18 protein-coding genes and 1 riboswitch are annotated in these 21,750 nt (G+C 69.3%); of the genes, 15 read left to right on the top strand and 3 right to left on the bottom strand.

The window, feature by feature from the left end; translation table 11 throughout:
• Position 1 precedes the first annotated feature (1 nt).
• The gene (locus tag N5079_RS05935; protein WP_261582462.1) at positions 2–964 is read right to left on the bottom strand and encodes an SAM-dependent methyltransferase; all 963 of its coding nucleotides are present in this window, start codon (positions 962–964) and stop codon (positions 2–4) included.
• Between the two features lie 160 nt (positions 965–1,124).
• Here N5079_RS05935 and N5079_RS05930 point away from each other — a divergent pair, with 160 nt between their 5' ends.
• The 8 genes from N5079_RS05930 (at position 1,125) to N5079_RS05895 (ending at position 10,458) form a co-directional block, all read left to right on the top strand.
• The gene (locus N5079_RS05930) at positions 1,125–2,015 is read left to right on the top strand and encodes a Rossmann-like and DUF2520 domain-containing protein (protein ID WP_261582461.1); all 891 of its coding nucleotides are present in this window, start codon (positions 1,125–1,127) and stop codon (positions 2,013–2,015) included.
• Positions 2,006–2,863: a pantoate--beta-alanine ligase gene (gene panC, locus N5079_RS05925; protein WP_261582460.1), complete on the top strand. Its 858-nt coding sequence runs from the start codon at positions 2,006–2,008 to the stop codon at positions 2,861–2,863. The genes N5079_RS05930 and panC overlap by 10 nt, the downstream gene beginning before the upstream one ends.
• Positions 2,864–3,196: 333 nt before the next feature.
• Entirely contained in the window at positions 3,197–5,698 is a 2,502-nt protein-coding gene (locus N5079_RS05920; RefSeq protein ID WP_261582457.1) for an L-aspartate oxidase, read from the top strand.
• A gap of 7 nt (positions 5,699–5,705) precedes the next feature.
• A complete protein-coding gene (locus tag N5079_RS05915; protein WP_261582455.1) occupies positions 5,706–6,488 on the top strand; it encodes a type III pantothenate kinase in 783 nt (260 codons plus the stop codon).
• A gap of 79 nt (positions 6,489–6,567) precedes the next feature.
• Complete coding sequence (gene lysS, locus N5079_RS05910; protein WP_261582454.1) at positions 6,568–8,262, top strand: lysine--tRNA ligase; 1,695 nt, start codon at positions 6,568–6,570, stop codon at positions 8,260–8,262.
• A gap of 42 nt (positions 8,263–8,304) precedes the next feature.
• A complete protein-coding gene (gene lysX, locus N5079_RS05905; protein ID WP_410007751.1) occupies positions 8,305–9,762 on the top strand; it encodes a bifunctional lysylphosphatidylglycerol synthetase/lysine--tRNA ligase LysX in 1,458 nt (485 codons plus the stop codon).
• A gap of 130 nt (positions 9,763–9,892) precedes the next feature.
• Complete coding sequence (locus N5079_RS05900; protein ID WP_261582450.1) at positions 9,893–10,138, top strand: hypothetical protein; 246 nt, start codon at positions 9,893–9,895, stop codon at positions 10,136–10,138.
• A gap of 71 nt (positions 10,139–10,209) precedes the next feature.
• A complete protein-coding gene (locus N5079_RS05895; RefSeq protein ID WP_261582448.1) occupies positions 10,210–10,458 on the top strand; it encodes a LuxR C-terminal-related transcriptional regulator in 249 nt (82 codons plus the stop codon).
• A gap of 66 nt (positions 10,459–10,524) precedes the next feature.
• Here the strand turns inward: N5079_RS05895 and N5079_RS05890 are convergent, their stop codons facing one another.
• The gene (locus tag N5079_RS05890) at positions 10,525–11,502 is read right to left on the bottom strand and encodes an NlpC/P60 family protein (RefSeq protein WP_261582447.1); all 978 of its coding nucleotides are present in this window, start codon (positions 11,500–11,502) and stop codon (positions 10,525–10,527) included.
• Positions 11,503–11,645: 143 nt separating this feature from the next.
• Positions 11,646–11,828, bottom strand: a riboswitch (cyclic di-AMP (ydaO/yuaA leader).
• A 395-nt stretch (positions 11,829–12,223) separates the two neighbouring features.
• Between N5079_RS05890 and N5079_RS05885 the strand changes: the two genes are divergently transcribed.
• The 6 genes from N5079_RS05885 (at position 12,224) to N5079_RS05855 (ending at position 19,924) form a co-directional block, all read left to right on the top strand.
• Positions 12,224–12,787 (top strand): amino-acid N-acetyltransferase, encoded by a 564-nt coding sequence (locus N5079_RS05885; protein WP_261582446.1) that lies wholly within the window; start codon positions 12,224–12,226, stop codon positions 12,785–12,787.
• A gap of 127 nt (positions 12,788–12,914) precedes the next feature.
• On the top strand, positions 12,915–14,270 hold the full coding sequence (locus tag N5079_RS05880; protein ID WP_261582445.1) for an RDD family protein: 1,356 nt from the start codon (positions 12,915–12,917) through the stop codon (positions 14,268–14,270).
• A gap of 165 nt (positions 14,271–14,435) precedes the next feature.
• Entirely contained in the window at positions 14,436–15,029 is a 594-nt protein-coding gene (locus N5079_RS05870; protein ID WP_315967788.1) for an RDD family protein, read from the top strand.
• A 499-nt stretch (positions 15,030–15,528) separates the two neighbouring features.
• On the top strand, positions 15,529–15,873 hold the full coding sequence (locus N5079_RS05865; RefSeq protein WP_261582444.1) for a histone-like nucleoid-structuring protein Lsr2: 345 nt from the start codon (positions 15,529–15,531) through the stop codon (positions 15,871–15,873).
• Positions 15,874–16,141: 268 nt separating this feature from the next.
• Positions 16,142–18,643, top strand: coding sequence for an ATP-dependent Clp protease ATP-binding subunit (locus N5079_RS05860; protein ID WP_261582442.1), 2,502 nt, complete (start codon positions 16,142–16,144; stop codon positions 18,641–18,643).
• 345 nt (positions 18,644–18,988) lie between these two features.
• Positions 18,989–19,924: a TIM barrel protein gene (locus tag N5079_RS05855; protein WP_261582441.1), complete on the top strand. Its 936-nt coding sequence runs from the start codon at positions 18,989–18,991 to the stop codon at positions 19,922–19,924.
• A gap of 80 nt (positions 19,925–20,004) precedes the next feature.
• Here the strand turns inward: N5079_RS05855 and N5079_RS05850 are convergent, their stop codons facing one another.
• Complete coding sequence (locus N5079_RS05850; protein ID WP_315967787.1) at positions 20,005–20,883, bottom strand: A/G-specific adenine glycosylase; 879 nt, start codon at positions 20,881–20,883, stop codon at positions 20,005–20,007.
• Positions 20,884–20,970: 87 nt separating this feature from the next.
• Here N5079_RS05850 and N5079_RS05845 point away from each other — a divergent pair, with 87 nt between their 5' ends.
• On the top strand, positions 20,971–21,693 hold the full coding sequence (locus N5079_RS05845) for a hypothetical protein (protein WP_261582440.1): 723 nt from the start codon (positions 20,971–20,973) through the stop codon (positions 21,691–21,693).
• The last annotated feature ends 57 nt before the right edge of the window (positions 21,694–21,750 follow it).

The raw sequence follows: 21,750 nt of genomic DNA, 5'->3' as shown, positions 1-21,750 counted from the left end.
CCTAGCGCGACTGGCTGAGCCAGCCGAAGCCGCCCAGGCCCGAGGGGTCGATCAGCTCGGCCTCCTCGGACGCGCGGCTGAGCGCCCGGAGGTAGGTCGCCGGGTCCGCGTGGGCGAGATCGAGCGGCGGCCGGGCGCCCCGGATTCCCAGCTCCCGCAGGGCGTCGCGCTGCGTCGTCAGCGTGGTGGCCGTGGCCCCGGCCCGCTCTCCGGCGGCGGCGCACGCGTCGAGCGCGACATGGGCCGTGATGTCGCACGACCCGTCCGGCACGGCGGGGACGGACAGGCCGTTCCGGTAGCCCACCAGGCTGCCCAGCGGCGGCCGGCTGTCCCTCCGGTGGGCGTAGTCCACGGCGACGGCGGTGCCGCGCGAGAGCCGTACGATCACGGAGGCCCAGGCCTCGTCGCGCGGGCGGCCGATCTCCGCGCGGCAGCCGTCCGAGCGGAGCGGCCACCAGCGCTCCAGCCAGCCGAGATCGCCGGCGTCGGGGGCCGGCCCGAGCCGCTCGTCACCGGTCCGGGGATCGACCAGCACGAGGCGCGGCCCCGAGGGCGTCTGCTCGGCCACGTCGACCGGAATGTTGTCCAGCCATTCGTTGGCGATGACCAGCCCGTTCACCTGATCGGGAAGGGCGGGCTCCCAGGCGATCCGCTCGTCCAGGCCCTCCGGCCTCGGGGAGAGGTCGACGGCGGTCATCCGCAGGCGCCCGGCGAGGTCCGGCGGCGCGGAGGCCAGGACGCGGGCGACGAGCAGCCCGTCGCCGCTGCCGACGTCCACGAGGTCCACCACGGGCGGACGCCCGAGCGCTTCGTCCGTCAGCTCCAGCAGCCGGAGCACGGCCGAGGCGAAGGCCGCGGAGGCGTGCACCGACGTCCGGAAGTGCCGGTCCGGCCGTTCCCGCAGGTAGAAGCCGCTTTCGCCGTAAAGCGCCTCTCGTATGGCCGCGCGCCAGGTGACCCACACATCGACTCACGTTATCCAAGCCTCGACCCATGACGAAAAGTAGTCACATCAGTACGCAGGGCTCAACATATGCCGGTGCGGAATGGGACAAAATCCGACCGTTGGGTCAAGGCCAGGCAGGCATGCCGGCCGCCGCTACGCTGAGCCGAGGGGAGGCGTCATGGACACAAGTGATCGCCCGGCGCGGCTCGCCGTAGGAGTGCTCGGCGCGGGCAGGGTCGGCTCCGTTCTGGGGGCCGCGCTCACACTGGCCGGCCACCGGGTCGTGGCCGCGAGCGGGGTCTCCGACGCGTCGAGGAAGCGGGCGGCGGACCGCCTCGGCGTCGAGCTCAGCAGGCCGGACGAGGTGATCAGGAAGTCCGAGCTCGTCCTGCTGACCGTGCCGGACGACGTGCTCCCGGGGCTGGTCTCCGGGCTCGCCGCCACGGGAGCCGACCTGCGCGGCAAGCTGCTCGTCCATGCCAGCGGCGCGTACGGCCTGGCCGTTTTGGACCCCGCGGCGGAGGCCGGGGCGCTGCCGCTGGCGCTGCACCCGGTGATGACCTTCACCGGCAGGGAGGACGACCTGACCAAGCTCACCGGGTGCTCGTTCGGCGTGACGGCTCCCGTCCTGCTGCGGCCGGTGGCGGAGGCGCTGGTGATCGAGATGGGCGGGGAGCCGGTCTGGATCGCCGACCAGGACCGGGCGCTCTATCACGCCGCGATCGCCGGGGCCGCCAACCACATGGTCACGCTGATCGCCGAGTCACAGGAGCTGCTGGGGAAGATCGGCGTCGAGCATCCCGGCCGGATGCTGGGCCCGCTGCTCGGCGCCGCGCTCGACAACGTGCTGCGCCTCGGCATCGCCGGGCTGACCGGTCCCGTCGTGCGCGGCGACGCGGGGACCGTGCGCAAGCACGTGGACGCGCTCATCCTGGCCGCCCCCGAGGCGGCGGACGCCTATGTGGCCCTCGCTAGGCTCACCGCGGACCGGGCGCTGGCCGCCGGGCTGCTGAAGCCCGAGACGGCCGAGCGCCTCCTGGACGCGCTGGGAGGCAACATATGGACGTGATCGTCGCCGGTGACCGCGCCGACCTGGTCAAGGCGAGAGACACGCTGGGGGAGGGACGGCTGGCCCTGGTCCCCACCATGGGGGCGCTGCACGAGGGCCACCGCTCGCTGATCCGGCTGGCGCACGAGCACGCCGAGCATGTGGCGGTGAGCATCTTCGTCAATCCACTTCAGTTCGGTCCTAACGAGGATTTTTCGCGATATCCGCGGACATTCGACGCGGACCTGGAGGTGTGCGCCGAGGAGAACGTGCGCGTGGTCTTCGCGCCGTCGGCCGAGGAGATGTACCTCCCCGATCGCCAGGTCGGCGTCTCCTCGGGGGCGATGGGCACGATCGCCGAGGGCGCGTTCCGGCCGGGCCATTTCGACGGCGTGCTGACCGTGGTGCTCAAACTGCTCAACCTCGTCCAGCCCGATGTCGCGATCTTCGGTCAGAAGGACGCCCAGCAGCTCGCGCTGATCCGGCGGATGGCGGCCGACCTCCACGTGCCCGTCTCGATCGTGGGGGCGCCCACCGTGCGGGAGCCCGACGGGCTCGCCCTGTCCAGCCGCAACCGGTACCTCTCGCCGGCGGAGCGGACCACCGCGCTCTCCCTGTCCAAGGCGCTGCGGGCCGGCGCGGCGGAGGCCGGGCCGGCCGCGATCCTGCGGGCCGCGAGAGCCGTACTGGACGATGCCGCACGCCTCGACCCGCCGCTCGCGCTGGACTACGTCGAGCTGGTCGATCCCAGGACGTTCAAGCCCGTGGGGGAGGCCCACGAGGGCGAGGCCGTACTGGCCGTCGCCGCCAAGGTCGGCACCACCCGCCTCATCGACAACGTGATCATCCCCCTCCCCCCTTCGGCGTGATCATGCACGGGTTCCCGTACGGCCACGCTGACCTCCGCGTTTCTTATTCGTGATCATGCGCCAGTTCCTCGCTGGCCCTCTGACGTGCGGCGATGCCCGCCGTGATCATGCATATGCCAGATCGCGAATTGCATTTCGCGTGGTCAAAGGTCGCTAGGGGACTTTGTGCATGATCACGGCTGCCGTGGTCGCAGGTCGGGAGAGGGCGCGGGAACCCTTGCATGATCACGGCGACGGGAACCCTTGCATGATCACGGCGAGAAGGGGAGGGGGTGGGGGAATTGCGCCGACCCGGGGGCGTTATCGTCATATTGACGAAAGGCGGACCCCCGAATGGTGCCGATTCCGAGGAAGCTGACGGCTCCCGATCCCGGATGGACGGTGGACGCGGACGTCGTCGTGGTCGGGTCCGGGATCGCCGGGTTGACCGTGGCCCTGCGCTACACCGAGCTTTCCCCCACCGGCAGGGTGCTGGTCGTCACCAAGGACGTGCTGTCCGCCGGGTCCACCCGCTGGGCGCAGGGGGGGATCGCCGCCGTCCTCCACCCCGAGGACACCCCCGACGAGCACCTCAACGACACGCTCATCGCGGGCGTCGGCCTCTGCGACGAGGAGGCCGTGCGGATCCTGGTGACCGAGGGCCCCGACGCGCTGAAGCGGCTCATGGACCACGGCGCCCGCTTCGACCGGGACACCGACGGGGAGCTCCAGCTCACCCGGGAGGGCGGCCACCGGCGCAACCGCATCGTCCACGCGGGCGGCGACGCCACCGGCGCGGAGGTGCAGCGGGCGCTCGTCGAGGCCGCCCTGGCGGAGCCGCGCATCGAGATCATCGAGCACGCGCTCGTCCTCGACCTGATCCAGGACGCCGGCGGCGAAGCGCGCGGCGTGACGCTCCACGTCATGGGCGAGGGCGCCAGAGACGGCGTGGGCGCGGCCAACGCGCGCGCCGTCGTCCTCGCCAGCGGCGGCATGGGACAGATCTACGCCGCCACGACCAACCCGGTCGTCTCCACCGGCGACGGTGTCGCACTGGCCCTCCGCGCCGGGGCGATCGTGAGGGACGTGGAGTTCGTCCAGTTCCACCCCACCGTCCTGTGGCTCGGCGAGGGCTCGACCGGCCAGCAGCCCCTCGTGTCGGAGGCGGTCCGGGGCGAGGGCGCGGTCCTGATCGACCACGGCGGCGAGCCGTTCATGCGGGACGTCCACGAACTGGCCGACCTCGCGCCCCGGGACGTCGTCGCCAAGGCGATCACCCGCAAGATGCGCGAGACCGGCGCCGACCACGTCTACCTGGACGCCCGGCACTTCGGCGAGGAGAAATGGCGGACCCGGTTCCCCACGATCCTCGCGGTCTGCCGGGAGCACGGCATCGACCCGGTCACCGAGCCGATCCCGGTCGCGCCCGCGGCCCACTACGCGAGCGGCGGCGTCCGCACCGACCTCTACGGCAGGACCACCGTGCCCGGGCTCTACGCCTGTGGCGAGGTGGCCTGCACGGGCGTCCACGGGGCCAACCGGCTGGCCTCCAATTCCCTGCTCGAAGGGCTCGTCTTCGCCGAGCGCATCGCCTCCGACCTGGTCTCCCGGAGCGCCGAGCGGGAAGAGCCTCACGAGACGCCGGCCAGGCCCGAGGGGCTGGTGGATCCCCGCGTCAGATCCAGGATCCAGAACCACATGAGCCGCGGCGCCGGGGTGCTGCGCAGCGACCGGAGCCTCGCCGAGGTCGCCCGCGCCCTGTCCGACGCCCGCTGGACCCCGGTCGCGGTCGAGCCGTGCACGGAGTCTTGGGAGGCCACGAACCTGCTCACCGTCGCCTCCGCCCTCGTCGCCGCGGCGGCGGAGCGGGAGGAGACCAGGGGCTCCCACTGGCGCGAGGACCATCCCGGGCGCGACGACGACCATTGGCTGCTGCACATCGACATCTCCCTGGGAGCGGAAGGGCTGGTCATGCGACACCAGGCTCACGACCTCGACGCCGAGCTGGCCGCGCAGGGGATCGACCCCACGCGCCTTCACCACCTGCTGTCCGTCGCGCTCGACGAAGATCTCGGGGCCGGGGAGGACGTGACCTCGGCCGCCACGATCCCCGCGGGGCAGACCGCCGTGGCCGACCTGGTCGCCCGCGCGGACGGCGTGGTCGCCGGGCTCGCGGTGGCCGAGGCGGTGTTCCGCCGGGCCGGGCCGGCGACCGTGATCGAGCGCCGCGCCAAGGACGGCGACCGGGTCCGGCCCGGGGACGTCCTCATGACCGTCCGCGGCCTGACCAGGGACATCCTCACCCTGGAGCGGACCGCGCTCAACCTCGTCACCCACCTGTCCGGCGTCGCCACCACCACCCGCCGCTGGGTGGACGCCGTCGCCGGGACGAAGGCCCGCATCCGCGACAGCCGTAAGACTCTGCCGGGCCTGCGCGCCCTGGAGAAGTACGCGGTGCGCTGCGGCGGCGGCGTCAACCACCGGATGGGTCTCCACGACGCCGCGCTGATCAAGGACAACCACGTCGTCGCGGCCGGCGGGGTCGCCGAGGCCTTCCGCGCCGTACGGCAGGCCTTCCCGGACCTGCCCATCGAGGTCGAGGTGGACCGGATCGACCAGATCGAGCCCGCCCTGGCGGAGGGGGCCGAGGAGATCCTGCTCGACAACTTCACGGTCGAGCAGCTCGCGGAGGCCGTACGGCTGGTCGGCGGGAGGGCGCGACTGGAGTCCAGCGGCGGGCTGACCCTGGACGTCGCGCGGGCCGTCGCGGAGACCGGCGTCGACTATCTGTCCGTGGGCGCTCTGACGCATTCGTCTCCGGTGCTGGACGTCGGTCTGGATCTTCGTGGTGCATAATCAGGGAATGCTGCTCACCATCGACGTCAGCAACACCCACACGGTGCTTGGCCTGTTCGAGGGTGAAGAGGTCATCGAGCACTGGCGGATCGCGACCGACCCCCGCCGCACGGCCGACGAGATCGCCGTCATCCTCCAGGGTCTGCTCGGCCAGTCGCCGATCCTCAAGGACGCCGACATCAGCGGCATCGCGATCTGCTCCACGGTCCCCTCGGTGCTCAACGAGATGCGCGAGATGTCCCGCCGCTACTACGGCGACGTCACGACCGTGGTCGTCGAGCCCGGCGTCCGCACCGGGGTGCCCGTCCGGATGGACAACCCCAAGGAGGTCGGCAGCGACCGCATCGTCAACGCCCTCGCCGCCGCCAACCTGTACGGCGGGCCGTGCGTGATCGTCGACTTCGGCACGGCGACCTCCTTCGACGCCGTGTCGGCGCGGGGGGAGTACGTCGGAGCGGTGACGGCCCCCGGCCTGGAGATCTCGGTCGACGCCCTCGCCACGGCGGGGGCCCAGTTGCACAAGGTGGAGCTGATCCGCCCCCGGTCCGTGATCGCCAAGAACACCGTCGAGGCCCTCCAGTCCGGCATCATCTACGGCTTCGCCGGGCTGGTGGACGGCATCGTGGACCGGATGACGGCCGAGCTGGCCGATGACCCGGACGACGTCACGGTCGTGGCCACCGGGAGCGGCGCCCCGCTGGTCGTGAGCGAGGCCCGCACGATCGACGTCCACGAGCCCTGGCTGACCCTGATCGGCCTGCGCCTCATCTACAGCCGCAACACGACCTGAGGCACTCCCCTGCGTACGGAACCACTCCCCGGCGTGCGGGACCATAGAAGGCAGGACCCCTTGAGAGAGGACTGCCGTGATGGACGCCGATTGGGTGGCGCGTTTCGCTGATGAGGTCATCGCCGAGGCCGAGCGGCGCGCGCCGGGCAAACCCATCGTCTGCGCGTCCGGCCTCAGCCCCTCCGGCCCGATCCACCTGGGCAACCTGCGCGAGGTGATGACCCCGCACCTGGTGGCCGACGAGATCAGGCGGCGCGGCCACGAGTGTGTGCACATCCTGTCGTGGGATGACTTCGACCGGTTCCGCAAGGTCCCGGCGGGGGTCGACCCGTCCTGGAGCGAGCACATCGGCAAGCCGCTGACCTCGGTCCCGGCGCCTGCGGGCAGTCCGTACCCGAACTGGGCCGAGCACTTCAAGGCGCCGATGGCCGCCGCCCTCGCCGAGCTGGGCGTCGAGTTCCGCGGCATCAGTCAGACCGAGATGTACGGCTCCGGGGCGTACCGGGAGCAGGTCCTGCTCGCCATGCGTGAGCGGAAGACGATCGACGCCATCCTCGACCAGTACCGCACCAAGGCGAACCCCGGTTCCAAGACGGCGGCCAAGACGGTGGACGAGGAGGAGGCCGCCGCGCTCGAAGGTTCCGGGGCGGCGGGTGAGGACGACGGTTCCGGGGTCGGCGGCTACTACCCCTACAAGCCCTACTGCTCGGTCTGCGACCGCGACCTGACCACGGTCACCTCGTACGACGACGAGACGACGGCCCTGGCCTACACCTGCGCGTGCGGCCACGCCGAGACGGTGATGCTCGCCGAGCACACCCACGGCAAGCTGGTGTGGAAGGTCGACTGGCCGATGCGCTGGGCCTTCGAGGGCGTGGTGTTCGAGCCGTCCGGCGTCGACCACAGCTCGCCCGGATCGTCCTTCGTCGTCGGCGGCCAGATCGTCAGGGAGATCTTCGGCGGCGCCCAGCCGATCGGGCCGATGTACGCGTTCGTCGGCATCAGCGGCATGGCCAAGATGAGCAGCTCCAAGGGCGGTGTGCCGACCCCGGCGGACGCTCTGTCGATCATGGAGCCCGCGCTCCTGCGCTGGCTGTACGCGCGGCGGCGGCCCAACCAGTCGTTCAAGGTCTCCTTCGACCAGGAGATCCAGCGGATGTACGACGAGTGGGACACGCTGTCCAAGAAGATTGCGGACGGCTCCGCGCTCCCGGCCGACCAGGCCGCCTACCGCCGTGCGACGTCCACCGCGTCGGTGACGCTCAGTGAGACGCCTCGGCGGCTGCCGTACCGGACGCTCGCCTCGGTCGTGGACATCACCACCGGCCACGAGGAGCAGACCCTGCGGATCCTGCGCGAGTTCGACCACGAGATCTCAGGGCTCGACGAGCTGCGGCCGCGGCTTGACCGGGCCCAGCACTGGGTGACCACCTACGTCCCCGCCGAGGAGCGCACGCAGGTCAGGGAGGAGCCCGACACCGCGCTTCTCGACACCCTGGGCGACATCGAGCGCGAGTCGCTGCGGCTGCTGTCGGACAACCTCGAGGCGCACTGGTCGCTGGACGGCCTGACCACGCTCGTGTACGGCGTGCCGAAGATGCAGGCCGGGCTCGACCTGAGCGCCAAGGCGGCGACGCCCGAGCTGAAGGCCGCCCAGCGCACTTTCTTCGCCCTGCTCTACCGGCTGCTGGTGGGCCGCGAGACCGGGCCGCGGCTGCCCACGCTGCTGCTCGCCGTCGGCCGCGACCGGGTGCGCAAGCTGTTGGGGACATGATCCGTTGTACGCTGTGTGACTGTGGACGAGCTGCCTGAGCAGATGCGGGTGCGCCGGGAGAAGCTCGACCGGCTCCGCGCCGAGGGCGTCGACCCCTACCCGGTGAACTTCCCGCGCACCGCGACCATCGCGGAGGTCAGGGAGAAATACGCCGGCCTCGAGCCTGGCGCGTCCACGGGCGACCGCGTGGGCGTCGCCGGCCGTGTCATGCTGTCGCGCGTCGGCGGCAAGCTCTGCTTCGCCACGATCCGCGACGGCTCGGGCGACATCCAGATCATGCTCTCGCTAGACAAGCTCGGCGAGGAGTCGCTGGCCGCGTGGAAGCGCGACGTGGACCTCGGCGACCACATCGGCGTCGAAGGCGAGGTCGTCACCTCGCGGCGCGGCGAGCTCTCGATGCTGGCGGACCGCTGGCAGATCACCTCCAAGTGCCTGCGTCCGCTGCCCGAGAAGCACGCCGGGCTCAGCGATCCCGAAGCGCGGGTACGGCTGCGCTACGTGGATCTGATCGTCAACGACGAGGCCAGGAAGATGGCGCACATCCGCAGCGCCACGGTCCGGGCGGTCCGCGACTTCTGGCACAACGAGGGCTACCTCGAAGTCGAGACGCCGATGCTGCAGCCCATCCACGGCGGAGCGGCGGCCCGGCCGTTCAAGACCCACATCAACGCCTACGACATGGAGCTCTACCTTCGCATCGCGATCGAGCTCTACCTCAAGCGGCTCGTGGTGGGCGGGATCGAGAAGGTCTTCGAGATCAACCGCAACTTCCGCAACGAGGGTGCGGACGCCACCCACAACCCCGAGTTCACCATGCTCGAGGCGTACGGCACCTATCTGGACTACAACGACATGGCAGATCTGACCCAGCGGATGTACCAGGACGCCGTCCTGGCCGCGCTGGGCACGTCGGTGGTCGTCCACGAGGGCCGGGAGATCGACCTCGGGTCGGCCGAATGGCCGAGGATCACGCTGTACGGCTCGGTCTCCAGGGCGCTCGGGGAGGAGGTCACCCCCGAGACCCCGCTGGACCAGGTCCGGAAATACGCGGAGAAGGCCGGGGCGCACTGGGATCCGAAGTGGGGCCAGGGCAAGCTCGTCCAGGAGATATTCGAGGCGCTGGTCGAGCACACGCTGGTCCAGCCGACGTTCGTCATGGACTACCCGCTGGAGACCTCGCCGCTCACCCGGCAGCACCGGGACAACCCGCTGCTGACCGAGAAGTGGGACCTCATCGGCTTCGGGACCGAGCTGGGCACGGCCTACTCCGAGCTGGTCGACCCGGTCGAGCAGCGCCGCCGCCTCACCGAGCAGTCGATCCTGGCCGCGGGCGGTGACATGGAGGCCATGCAACTAGATGAAGACTTCCTGCAGGCGCTGGAATACGCCATGCCGCCCACAGGCGGGATGGGCGCCGGCATCGACCGTATGATCATGGCCTTCACCGGCAAGAACATCCGGGAGACGATTCTCTTCCCGCTGGTCAGGCCCACCGCCTGAGCAGAGCGCCCCTCCCGCTTTGTTTTTGATCATGCACGGCTTCCCCGGCGGCTCGCTGAGCTGCCCATACGCCATTCGTGATCATGCGTGGTTTCCCGGGAAGGGCCTCTGAGGTGGCCGTACATCGACCGTGATCATGCAGGTGTGCCATCTCACACTGGGACGAGAACTGCTTGATCACGATGGGCGTTGGAACACGTCAATGGGTGTGCGCGGGAACCTTTGCCAGATCACGGCGGGGGTTGTGGCAGACCAGACGGCATTCGCGGAAGGTGTGCATGATCACGGCCATTTTCCGCTCTCCCTCTCGTTTCTCTCATTCATTCTCTTCACCCCAAAGAAGGTGAGCGGTGTTCTAGACAAGGGCAAACCTTGACGACCTTGACCAGGGGCGTTTACCTTCCCTGAAGGTGGGCCGACCAATCATCGTCATGGGGAGGACAGACGATGGGGTTTCCCGACCTCGTATCCCGGGGGGACAGCATCGCCGCGGACCTCGAACGTGCCGGTCTCACCGACGACGACATCCTGCTCCTGGCGGAGCTGGCCAAGGGTGTGACCGCCGATCGGGTGGGCCGCAGCCTTGACGTGAGCGGCCGCACCGTCCGGCGGCGGCTTCGCCACATCTGCGACCGGATCGGCGTGGCGACCGCCATCGAGGCGGTCGCCTGGGCGGCCCGCCGCCGTCTCATCTAACGCGCGCCGCGCGCGGTCCCGCCGCCGTCTTCCTGCATCTTCCCGGCGTCTTCCCGGCGACTTCGCCTAGTCGGCGATCCGTACGGCTCCCGCGAAGGGACGGTTCCCCAGCTTCGCGATGCGGACGACGTCACCGGTGTGGGGGGCGTGGACCATGTAGCCGCCGCCGATGTACATGCCGACGTGGTGCAGGTCGGAGTAGAAGAAAACGAGGTCACCGGGGCGCAGGTCGTCCCGGCTGACGTGCGTGCCGGAGGTCCACTGGTCGCCGGTGTAGTGGGGGAGGCTGATCCCGACCGTCTGGTAGGCCGCCATGATCAGGCCCGAGCAGTCGAAGGTGCTGGGGCCGGCCGCACCCCAGACGTAGGGCTTCATCTGCTGGCTCAGCGCCCAGCGCGCCGCCGCGGCCGCCTTGCCGTCCCCGATGACGGGGAACGACAGGCGGGTCGCCCGGCCGCCGCTGACGCTTCCGGCGACCTTGCTGTAGAGGCTGCTCTCGGCCTTCTTGACCAGCTTGCCGATCTTGGTGCGCCGCGCCTCGATGCCCGCGAGGAGGTTCTTCACCTCGGCCTGGCGGGCGGTGGCGCTCGCCTTGGCCCGCTCCGCGGCCTTCATGGCGTTGGCGACCTCGGCGACCTCCTGCCCCTGCTGCATCTCCAGCGCGTACGTCGCGGACGCCTGGTCGAGGTACGCCTCGGGGTCGGTGGAGCCGACCATCGCGAGGGGGGAACCTAATCCGCCGGTCATGTAGGAGTTCTGCGCGACGAGGCTGGCCTTCTGGCGGCGGACGGCGAGCTCCGACTCGCTCTTGGCGAGGGTCTTCTTCGCGACCGCGGCCGACCGCTCGGCGGACTTGAGACGGACGCGCTCGCCGTTGTACTCCTCGGTGAGGGTCTCGATCTCGGTGTAGAGGCTTTCCACCTCAGCTGTGAGCTGCTTGAGGCTGGGCTTGGGATCGGCGGTGGCGGAGACCATGGGGGCGCCCACTGTGATCATGGTGAGCGCGACGCCCACGAAGACCAATCTGCGGATGGGTCCGGACATGGACGTGCCGACCTCGGGCCGTCGGCCACGGGCGTGTTTCCCCGACGGCCGTCCTCCACGCATGCGCAACCAAGCTCCTCTCCTACGTCGTGCCGCACGAACTGGTCTCCACGGGGGCCTCCTTGATGGCCTCGCGGCGTTCGCACGGCACTCCTGGCCGCCTACCGGGTTAGCTGACGGGTTCGGGCCGGAGTAGCCCTACCTTTCGGATTCACCCCTTGTTGACCTGGGATCGACGTTCCTTTGACTCGATTCCGGATCCGCACAGTTGGGTCCCCGGCTCCCCTCCACACCTGCGTGCTCAGAAGACTCGGCGGTCCGGCCTCCGCGTACACCCGCGACGACCGGCATCGTCGCTGGACACTAGTGCACGCGCAGTTCTTGCTCAACCAGAACTCCGGATCCCGTCTAGGTTTCACAACCGAACGATCACGGCCTGATCACGGCAGTTGTCGCCATATACCGGCTTTAACCTGCGTTTAGACCGTTTTGACACATTGCGGCCATCGGTCAGCGCAGGTCCATGACACGGCAAAACCTGAAAGCGAGCTGAAGGTGGGGCGGGTGGGGACGGGGTGCTCTCGGGGCCGTCTCCGGTGATGGAGTGGCCTCTGGGGCCGTGTTAGGGGCTGGCCGTTAATGCCTTAAGCCGCTTTCCGACCGGTCGCGCCGACCCTCGTGGCGTCGATCCGGTGGCCGGGGCGGACTACGCTGGCGGTCCATGGAGCAGGTCGCGGAGCAGACGCCCATGGAGCCCGGCCCCCCGGCGGTGGTCGTCCGCCGGGCCACGACACCGGACGTCCGCGTGATCCGCCGCCTCGTCGACGCGTACTCCGGCGTGGGGCCCCGTCTCCTGGAGAAGAGCACCGTCACCCTGTACGAGGACGTCCAGGAGTTCTGGGTCGCCGAGGTCGGCGGCACGGTGGCCGGCTGCGGCGCGCTGCACGTCCTGTGGGAGGACCTGGCCGAGATCCGGACCGTCGCCGTCGACCCGTCGGTGCGGGGGAGGGGCATCGGTCACCGGATCGTCAGCGCGCTCATCACGACCGCGCGAGAGCTCGGGGTCCGCCGGGTCTTCTGCCTCACGTTCGAGGTGGAGTTCTTCGGCCGCCACGGTTTCGTGCCCATCCAGGGCACGCCGGTCTCCCCGGAGGTCTACGCTGAGCTGCTCGCCTCCTACGACGAAGGCGTCGCCGAATTCCTTGATCTCGAACACGTGAAGCCCAACACGCTGGGCAACACCCGGATGCTGCTCCACCTCTCTTCTCAAGTGGACCGCGCCTAGATCACTGATCTTGACCATGGTGCTGACTTGATGGAAAGGTGACTGTTGATAGGCCTGTCGCTACTTTGGGCAATATCAGCATGCGTGCCTGACATGTGCCGCACGCGCACTCGAAAGAGGTGACACGGTGAGCACTGGACAGCCGCCGTACCCCCAGGACGACTCCGGCGGCTCCCCGCCGCCGTCGGGCCACGGGCAGAACAGCCAGAACCCGGACGCGCCCGCCCAGGACTACGACCCCGACGTCACGGTGGTCAGCTACCGGCATCCGGCCCAGCAGACAGGCCCCCAGCACGCACAGGGATACGGCCAGCAGGGCGCCACGGGAGGCGCCGGCCCCTACGGCACCGACCCCTACGGACAGCAGGGCGGTCAGCCGAACTACGGTCAGCCGAACTACGGCCAGCCGAACTACGGCCAGCAGCCCGCGCAGCAGCCCTACGGCCAGTCAGGCGCGTACGGCCAGCCCCCCCAGGCCGCCCAGGGCGGCTACGGCGGCCCAGATCAGCAGTACGGCCAGCAGCCCCAGCAGCCGGGCTACGGCCAGGAGCAGCAGTGGGGCCAGCAGGCCCAGCAGCCGGGCTACGGCCAGCAGGCCCAGCAGCAGTATGGCCAGCAGCCTTATGGCCAGTCGGGCGCGTATGGCCAGCAGGGCGGTCAGCCGGCTTACGGGCAGCAGCCCCAGCAGCCGGGCTACGGTGAGCAGCCCGGCTACGGCCAGGGCCCGCAGCACGGCCAGCAGTATCAGCAGTATCCCCAGTATGGCCAGGAGCAGTACGGGCAGCAGCAGTACGGGCAGGCCCAGCCCGGCTATGAGCAGCAGGCGTACGGCCAGGGGTATGCCCAGCAGCAGTACGGCCAGCAGCAGTACGGGCAGCAGCAGGGGTATGCCCAGCAGGGGTATGGCCAGCCGCCCTATGGCCAGCCCGCATACGGCCAGCCGTACGGCGCCGTGGCCCCGATCCCGCCCGGCGCGCCGGCCCCGCTGGCCGAGTGGTGGCAGCGCCTGGTGGCCCGGCTCATCGACGGCGTGATCGTCGGCATCCCCTTCGGTATCGTGTCGGCCGTCATCACGGGCGCCGTGGTCACCCAGGGCTATTTCGACATTCGAACGGGCAACAGCGTTGAGACGAGCGGCGTCTTCCTCGCCGCGCTGCTCGTCTCCCTCATCGCCGGCGCCGTGATGGTCGCATACGAATTCCTCATGCTGAAGAGGGGCGGGCAGACCGTCGGCAAGATCGTCATGGGCATCAGGGTCGTGCCGGTCGGGGGCACGCTCGACGCGGGCGGTCTTTCCACGGAGGTGGCCGGAAAGCGGGCCGCTGTGGTCTACGGGCCGCAGCTGCTCCGGTGGATTCCCATTGTGGAGTACCTCGTCGGCATCTTCGCCTTGGTGAATGTGCTCTGGCTGCTATGGGACAAGCCGCTGCAGCAGGCTCTGCACGACAAGGTCGCCAACACGATCGTGGTCAAGGTCAAGTAGTGCCACAAAACGGGGTCGATGGAACGGACCATCGGCCCCGTTTTTCGTATGTTCGCCACAAGGGAGTAGCCGTGCGAAGAGCGGGACGGAAAATCCGTAACGCGTAGGCTTCTCCGTGCGATGCTTGACCAACGCACATCCGATCGCAGTCACGAGAGGTGACCAATGACCGCGGAACCACCCCCCGGCCAGAATCCTTATGGCTCGGCTCCGCCGCCCCCGCCCGGTGGATATCCGCCCCCCGGGTCCTATGGCGCTCCGCAGGGCTCTTATGGAGCCCCGCAGGGGGCTCCCCTTCCTCCTGGAGCCCCTGCGCCGCTCGCCGAATGGTGGGAGCGTTTGGTCGCTCGAATCATCGACAGCCTCATCTTCGGGGTCGTCTATGCGATTCTGTCCGTCATCCTTACCGCGATCACCGGCGGCGCCGTTTTGGCCGGCATCCTCGCCGGGCTGATCGGCTACGGCGCATATGCGGCCTACGACTACACCTTGCACGCCAAGGACGGCCAGACCATCGGCAAGAAGGTCATGAAGATCAAACTTGCCGGTGTGGGTGGGGCGCCGCTGGATTCGTCCGCCGTGATGAAGCGGTCCGTCCTCTACCCTGGCGTTTTCGCGCTCTACGGGATTCCCGTGGTCGGCTTCCTCGCCGGGGCCTTCGCCTTCGTGACCGGCCTGTTCATCTTGATCGACAAGCCTCTCCAGCAGGGACTTCACGACAAGGTCGCCGGGACGGTGGTGGTTAAGGCACCGCGCTGACCTGCGCGATGATGCCCACCGAACCAGGGCGAAACGGTGGGGCGGCCGCTTCGGCGGTCGCCCCACTTGGCATTATCGGTACGATTTCGAGGGCATCCGGTAAGACGGCTGGAGAGACGTAGATTATCCTCGTGGGCGGGGGAGCCCCGCAAGACGCATCTGGTCCCCCACAGCGCTATCGTCGTATCAGGGCCCCCAGCGGAGAACGCGCCGGCCCGGCTTGCCCCTCCCGGAAAAATCGCACGGGTGCCGCGAAAGCCACCCCCGGCACGAGCGAGGCAGAATGACAGAGGTATTGTCCGCCTTGATACCTTCCGCGGTCGCCGCTGGAGCGGTCGTGTACGGCATCGTAAAGTTGGTGCGGTCCGACGCGGCGGGTCTCCGCCAGGCGCGCGAGCCGCGTGAGAAGTCATCGGATCGTCAATCCTGAATTGTCAGCCAGGGGAAACCGGGTATATGTTTGGCTGACGAATCAAAGTAAGCTCGAAAGGATTGCCGGATGGCCAAGCACACGCAGGTGATTCTCATCGACGATCTCGATGGCGGCGAGGCCAATGAGACGGTCTCCTTCGCGATTGACGGCACCTCTTATGAGATTGACCTGAGCGACGGCAACGCCAAGCGGCTCCGCGATGCCCTGTCGGCATTCGTGGGCAGCGCGCGACGGGCGGAAAGCGTTCCGGCCCGGGGTCGTCGTCGCGGTGCGGGCGGCGCCGCTCAGCGTGCCATGAGCCGCGAGAAGAGCGCCGAGATCCGCGCCTGGGCGAAGGCGCACGGCCACCCCGTGAGCGAGCGTGGCCGTATTGCCGCGTCGATCGTCGAGGCGTACGACGCGGCGCACTAACTCCGCAGTTGATCGTGCGGTTATGCCAGTCGTCGGATGTCATGACGACCGGGATAACCGCGCGATTGTCGTTTGCGCTCCCTAAAACCTCGTTCGCTTGCGGCGTATCGGGAACACAGGGCCCCCGGCAGGGGGTTGGATAGAGGGTGAACGCCCTGCTCTCGGGGAACCCTTCTGCCAGAGGAGCGGTCGCTGGGTCGGGGCTACCATGCGGAACGACGAGCCGGATCTCCCGGGCTCGCCTGACCGCTCTGTGAGGAGCGACGAGATGTTCGAAAGGTTCACCGACCGTGCGCGGCGGGTTGTCGTCCTGGCTCAGGAAGAGGCCCGGATGCTCAACCACAACTACATCGGTACCGAGCACATTCTTCTTGGTTTGATCCATGAGGGTGAGGGCGTTGCCGCCAAGGCTCTGGAGAGCCTCGGCATCAGCCTTGAGGGTGTGCGGCAGCAGGTCGAGGAGATCATCGGCCAGGGCCAGTCGGCGCCTTCGGGGCACATTCCCTTCACCCCGCGTGCCAAGAAGGTCCTTGAGCTGTCGCTCCGAGAGGCCTTGCAGCTCGGTCACAACTACATCGGCACGGAGCACATCCTGCTCGGCCTCATCCGTGAGGGCGAAGGCGTGGCGGCCCAGGTGCTGGTGAAGCTGGGGGCCGACCTCAACAGGGTGCGGCAGCAGGTCATCCAGTTGCTCCATGGCTACCAGGGCAAGGAGCCCGCGGCAGCCGGTGGGCCCCAGGAGGCCGCTCCCTCGACCTCCCTTGTGCTGGACCAGTTTGGCCGCAACCTGACGCAGGCCGCCCGCGAGGGCAAGCTCGACCCGGTCATCGGGCGTGAGAAGGAGATCGAGCGCGTCATGCAGGTCCTCTCCCGGAGGACCAAGAACAACCCCGTGCTCGTGGGTGAGCCCGGCGTCGGCAAGACCGCCGTCGTCGAGGGCCTGTCCCAGAAGATCGTCAAGGGCGAGGTGCCCGAGACGCTCAAGGACAAGCAGCTCTACACCCTCGACCTGGGCGCCCTGGTGGCGGGCTCCCGCTACCGCGGTGACTTCGAGGAGCGCCTGAAGAAGGTCCTCAAGGAGATCCGCACCCGCGGCGACATCATCCTGTTCATCGACGAGCTGCACACGCTGGTGGGTGCGGGCGCCGCCGAGGGCGCGATCGACGCGGCGAGCATCCTCAAGCCCATGCTGGCCCGTGGCGAGCTGCAGACCATCGGTGCGACGACCCTCGACGAGTACCGCAAGCACCTGGAGAAGGACGCCGCGCTCGAGCGCCGCTTCCAGCCGATCCAGGTGGCCGAGCCCAGCCTCAGCCACACGATCGAGATCCTCAAGGGCCTGCGTGACCGCTATGAGGCGCACCACCGGGTCTCCATCACTGACGGCGCCCTCGTGGCCGCCGCCCAGCTGGCCGACCGATACATCAGCGACCGGTTCCTGCCGGACAAGGCGATCGACCTCATCGACGAGGCCGGGTCGCGGATGCGCATCCGCCGGATGACCGCTCCGCCGGACCTGCGCGAGTACGACGAGAAGATCGCCAACGTGCGGCGCGAGAAGGAGTCCGCGATCGACGCGCAGGACTTCGAGAAGGCCGCGGCGCTGCGCGACCAGGAGAAGCAGCTCCAGCTCAAGCGGGAACGCCGTGAGAAGGAGTGGAAGGCGGGCGACATGGACGTCGTCGCCGAGGTCACCGAGGAGCTCATCGCCGAGGTGCTCGCGACGGCCACCGGCATCCCGGTCTTCAAGCTGACCGAGGAGGAGTCGCAGCGGCTGCTCCGCATGGAGGACGAGCTCCACAAGCGGATCATCGGCCAGGACGACGCGATCAAGGGCCTGTCCCGTTCGATCCGCCGGACCCGCGCCGGCCTGAAGGACCCGCGGCGTCCCGGTGGTTCGTTCATCTTCGCCGGTCCGTCCGGTGTCGGTAAGACGGAGCTGTCCAAGGCGCTCGCCGAGTTCCTCTTCGGGGACGAGGACGCGCTGATCATGCTGGACATGTCCGAGTTCATGGAGAAGCACACCGTTTCGCGGCTGTTCGGCTCTCCGCCCGGCTACGTCGGGTACGAGGAGGGCGGCCAGCTCACCGAGAAGGTGCGGCGCAAGCCGTTCTCCGTGGTCCTCTTCGACGAGATCGAGAAGGCGCACCCGGACATCTTCAACTCGCTGCTGCAGATCCTGGAGGACGGTCGCCTGACCGACGCCCAGGGCCGCGTGGTGGACTTCAAGAACACGGTCATCATCATGACGACCAACCTCGGCACCCGGGACATCTCCAAGGGCATCGGGGTGGGCTTCGCGAAGAACAACGACGTGGAGAGCAACTACGACCGGATGAAGTCGAAGGTCCAGGAGGAGCTCAAGCAGCACTTCCGGCCGGAGTTCCTCAACCGTGTCGACGACGTCGTGGTCTTCCACCAGCTCACGCCGAAGGAGATCATCCAGATCGTGGACCTGATGCTCGCCCAGGTGGACGAGCGCCTGAAGGACCGCGACATGGGCCTGGCGCTGACCCCGGCCGCGAAGCAGCTGCTCGCCGACCGCGGTTACGACCCGGTCATGGGCGCCCGCCCGCTCCGCCGTACGATCCAGCGCGAGCTGGAGGACACGCTCTCCGAGAAGATCCTGTACGGCGACCTGCGTCCCGGTCATGTCGTCAAGGTCGACATCGAGGGCGAGGGTGACGCGGCGAAGTTCATCTTCTGGCAGTCGAGCGACTCCGAGGTCCCGGACTCCGCGGCCTCCATGGCGGAGCCGATCCAGAAGTAGCCACACCAAACACAAACCCCGCGTGACGAGAAATCACGCGGGGTTTCTGTTTTCGGTGAGATCTGGGTTTCGCGCCACCAAACGTAGTACTACACTCTGTAGAGTCTGGTCTGGTCCGCTCGCGGGCCACAACGTCCGCGAACGCGGCGAGACCGCTCTCGAAAGTCATCCCTGCGGCGTACCGGAGAATCCGCTGCGGGACGGACGCGGGAACCCGAGCGCACGGGGGAAGCTCGGGTCACGCCGGGGGTGATCCCGGTAGCAAGAGGACCTTCGTCCCATGCGGTCGGGACAGATCGTGTGGACGAATGGATCCGGAAGCGCACAACGCCTGGGAGGCACCTGATGCGCCTGTTGCACGACGACGGGACGCTGGTTCACCTGGCCTACAACGCGGGCGTACATCCCGCCGAGGACCTGGAGAACCTGATCGCTCACCTGACCCGCTACGCGGTGCCGGTGCGCAGGAAGCTGGGTGTCGATCGGCTCGGAATCGGCCTGTGGCTGGCGCCCGCCGTGGCAGACCATCTCGTCGCCGACCGCATCGAGCTCGTACGGCTGCGCCGCTCGCTGGAGGAGCGCGGCCTGGAGGTCGTCAGCCTGAACGGCACGGGCGGCCGGAACCAGGACGTGCCCGGCCCGGATTGGGCGAAGCCCGAGCGGTACCGGTACACGATGTCCCTGGCGAAGATCCTCGCGTTCCTGCTTCCCGACGACGTCCGGTTCGGGAGCATCTCGACCATCCCGATCGGCTGGCGCCGTGACTGGCCGGCGGACCTGCACTCGATCGCGTCGCGCCGCCTGGAGCGGCTCTCGCGGGAGCTTCGCGGCCTCTACAGCGTGACCGGGAAGACGATCCGGGTCGGCTTCGAGCCGTGGCCGGGCTGCGTCCTGGAGACGACCGAGCAGGCGCTGGAGCGGGTCGGCGGCATCGACTCCGAGCATCTCGGGGTGTGCCTGGACGCCTGCCACCTGTCCTGCGGCGGGGAGGAGCGCGGCGCGGCCCTGCGCGGCCTGGCGCTCGCGGGCGCGCCGGTGGTCAAGCTCGGGCACGTGCACAACCACAGCCAGGAGATCCCCAGCACGCAGCCGGTGCTGCAGGACACGCTGAACGCGATCCTGTCGGGCGCGGTCAACGGCACGGCTCATGTCGAGGTCGAGGCCCACGAGTGGACGGCTCCCAAGTCGAAGGGGCCGGCGGCCCTCGTGGCGAAGCTGGCCGACGACCTCGATTGGACGCGCCGCAACCTCACCGCGCTCGGCCTCAAGCTCGCCGCCTGATCTTCAGGCGCCTGACCCGCAAGCATGATCACGCTGGCTCTTCGTCCAGCTCACCGCGCTGCGCGGGAATGTGTGCATGATCACGAGCGGGGTTGGGCCGGGAGCTGGTAGGTTCCGTCGTCGAGGATTTCGGCGAGGCCGTCGTCGAGCAGGCCGTCGAGGGCCCGCTCCCGCTGGACGTGGTCGTCCCAGACCGCGTCGAGCGCCTCCTTGGGCACGGGTCCGTGCGCCTCTCGCAGGACCGCGAGCAGCCGTCCGCGGCACTGCCTGTCGGTCCCGGCGTAGGTCTGCCCCTGCCGTACCGGACCGGTGTGGGCGGGGCGGCCCGCCAGCCGCCAGGCGCATTGCGACGCCACCGGGCAGCCCTCGCATCGCGGGCTCCGGGCCGTGCAGACCAGGGCGCCCAGCTCCATCACGGCGACCGCCCAGCGCGGAGCGCCGACGGGCGGCACCAGCGACTCGGCCAGCCTCCGCTCGGCCGACGTGGGGGCCTTCGGCGGATACTCCTCGCCCCGCACGGCTCTCGCGAGCACCCGGCGGACGTTGGTGTCCAGGACGGCGTGGCTGCCGCCGTGCGCGAAGCTGGCGACCGCGGCGGCCGTGTAGTCGCCGATGCCGGGGAGCGCGCGGAGCTCGTCGTAGGTGGACGGCACCCGGCCCCCGTGGCCGGCTGTGATGGCCCGTGCGCACGCGTGGAGGTTCAGGGCGCGCCGCGGGTAGCCCAGGCGCCCCCAGTGCCGTACGGCTTCGCCGGGGGCCTCCTTCGCGAGCGCCTCCGGAGTGGGCCAGCGCTCCATCCACTCCGCCCAGACGGGCAGCACCCGGACGACGGGCGTCTGCTGGAGCATGATCTCGCTGACGAGGATGCCCCACGGGGTGGCGCCGGGGCGCCGCCACGGCAGATCCCGGTTGTGCTCGGCATACCAGTCGAGGATGGGTTCACGCAGGGAGGCGGCCACCGTCCGACCCTACCGCCGGTCATTCCGGCCCCGCTCATTCCGGCGAGCCGTTCCCCCTGGCGGTCCATGACTCTCCATACTGTGCGTATGGATCCGGACACGTTCCGTGGTGATGTCGGTGTCGAGGGGGCGGACGTCTACTGGCGCCGCCGCGTGTCGGTGCTCACGGGCATGCTCGTCGTGGTGGCGATCGTCGCCTGGGCGTGCTCCAGCGCCTCCGGGAAGGAGCAAGGCGCGGAGGGCGTCAAGGTCACGCCACGGCCCGGTGAGACGATGGTCGTCGCGCTCCCCACGCCGCTCACGTCGAAAGTGCCCGCGGCGAACGGCCCGAGCGTCCCTCCCGTGCCCGGGCTCCTGCCCCCGTCCGGGCCGGCCCTGCCGTCGCCCGAGCCGTCGAAGCCGGCCAAGCCCCGGCGTCCCGGCGACCCCTGCGACGCGAAGGACCTCGTGATCGCGCTGCAGAGCGGACAGGACGTGTACGGCAAGGGCGCCGTGCCGCACTTCCTGCTGACGGTCGTGAGCACGGACCGCGTGGAGTGCACGGTGGACGTGGGCCCCCGGACGCTGGAGATGCGGGTCATGTCGGGCGGAGAGCGGGTCTGGTCGACGGCCGACTGCGTCAGCGGCGCCGGGGTGGACATGCAGACGCTCCACAGGGGCGTCCCGTACGTCCGCACGATCCAGTGGGACCGCCACCGCTCCGGGACCGACTGCGCCAGCAAGCGGCCCGCCGCCGCCCCCGGGACCTACGTCGCGGCCGCCAGGGAAGGGCAGCTCAGAAGCCCGAAGGTGGTCTTCCACCTGCGGTAGGACGTGAAGTGCCCCTCCCGTCAATTTTTGCCCGTCGCGTCGCCCAGGGCGGCACCT

Source organism: Planotetraspora sp. A-T 1434 (assembly GCF_025420585.1).
In the GTDB taxonomy this organism is placed as follows: domain Bacteria; phylum Actinomycetota; class Actinomycetes; order Streptosporangiales; family Streptosporangiaceae; genus JAOEGB01.
Note: the sequence above shows the minus strand (reverse complement) of the source record. Positions and strands in the feature narration are given on the sequence as shown.

Coding starts and splice junctions, on each gene's coding strand:
- N5079_RS05930 (WP_261582461.1), top strand. CDS start 1,125: ATGGACACAAGTGATCGCCCGGCGCGGCTCGCCGTAGGAGTGCTCGGC.
- panC (WP_261582460.1), top strand. CDS start 2,006: ATGGACGTGATCGTCGCCGGTGACCGCGCCGACCTGGTCAAGGCGAGA.
- N5079_RS05920 (WP_261582457.1), top strand. CDS start 3,197: ATGGTGCCGATTCCGAGGAAGCTGACGGCTCCCGATCCCGGATGGACG.
- N5079_RS05915 (WP_261582455.1), top strand. CDS start 5,706: ATGCTGCTCACCATCGACGTCAGCAACACCCACACGGTGCTTGGCCTG.
- lysS (WP_261582454.1), top strand. CDS start 6,568: ATGGACGCCGATTGGGTGGCGCGTTTCGCTGATGAGGTCATCGCCGAG.
- lysX (WP_410007751.1), top strand. CDS start 8,305: ATGCGGGTGCGCCGGGAGAAGCTCGACCGGCTCCGCGCCGAGGGCGTC.
- N5079_RS05895 (WP_261582448.1), top strand. CDS start 10,210: ATGGGGTTTCCCGACCTCGTATCCCGGGGGGACAGCATCGCCGCGGAC.
- N5079_RS05890 (WP_261582447.1), bottom strand. CDS start 11,502: ATGTCCGGACCCATCCGCAGATTGGTCTTCGTGGGCGTCGCGCTCACC.
- N5079_RS05885 (WP_261582446.1), top strand. CDS start 12,224: ATGGAGCAGGTCGCGGAGCAGACGCCCATGGAGCCCGGCCCCCCGGCG.
- N5079_RS05870 (WP_315967788.1), top strand. CDS start 14,436: ATGACCGCGGAACCACCCCCCGGCCAGAATCCTTATGGCTCGGCTCCG.
- N5079_RS05865 (WP_261582444.1), top strand. CDS start 15,529: ATGGCCAAGCACACGCAGGTGATTCTCATCGACGATCTCGATGGCGGC.
- N5079_RS05860 (WP_261582442.1), top strand. CDS start 16,142: ATGTTCGAAAGGTTCACCGACCGTGCGCGGCGGGTTGTCGTCCTGGCT.
- N5079_RS05855 (WP_261582441.1), top strand. CDS start 18,989: ATGCGCCTGTTGCACGACGACGGGACGCTGGTTCACCTGGCCTACAAC.
- N5079_RS05845 (WP_261582440.1), top strand. CDS start 20,971: ATGGATCCGGACACGTTCCGTGGTGATGTCGGTGTCGAGGGGGCGGAC.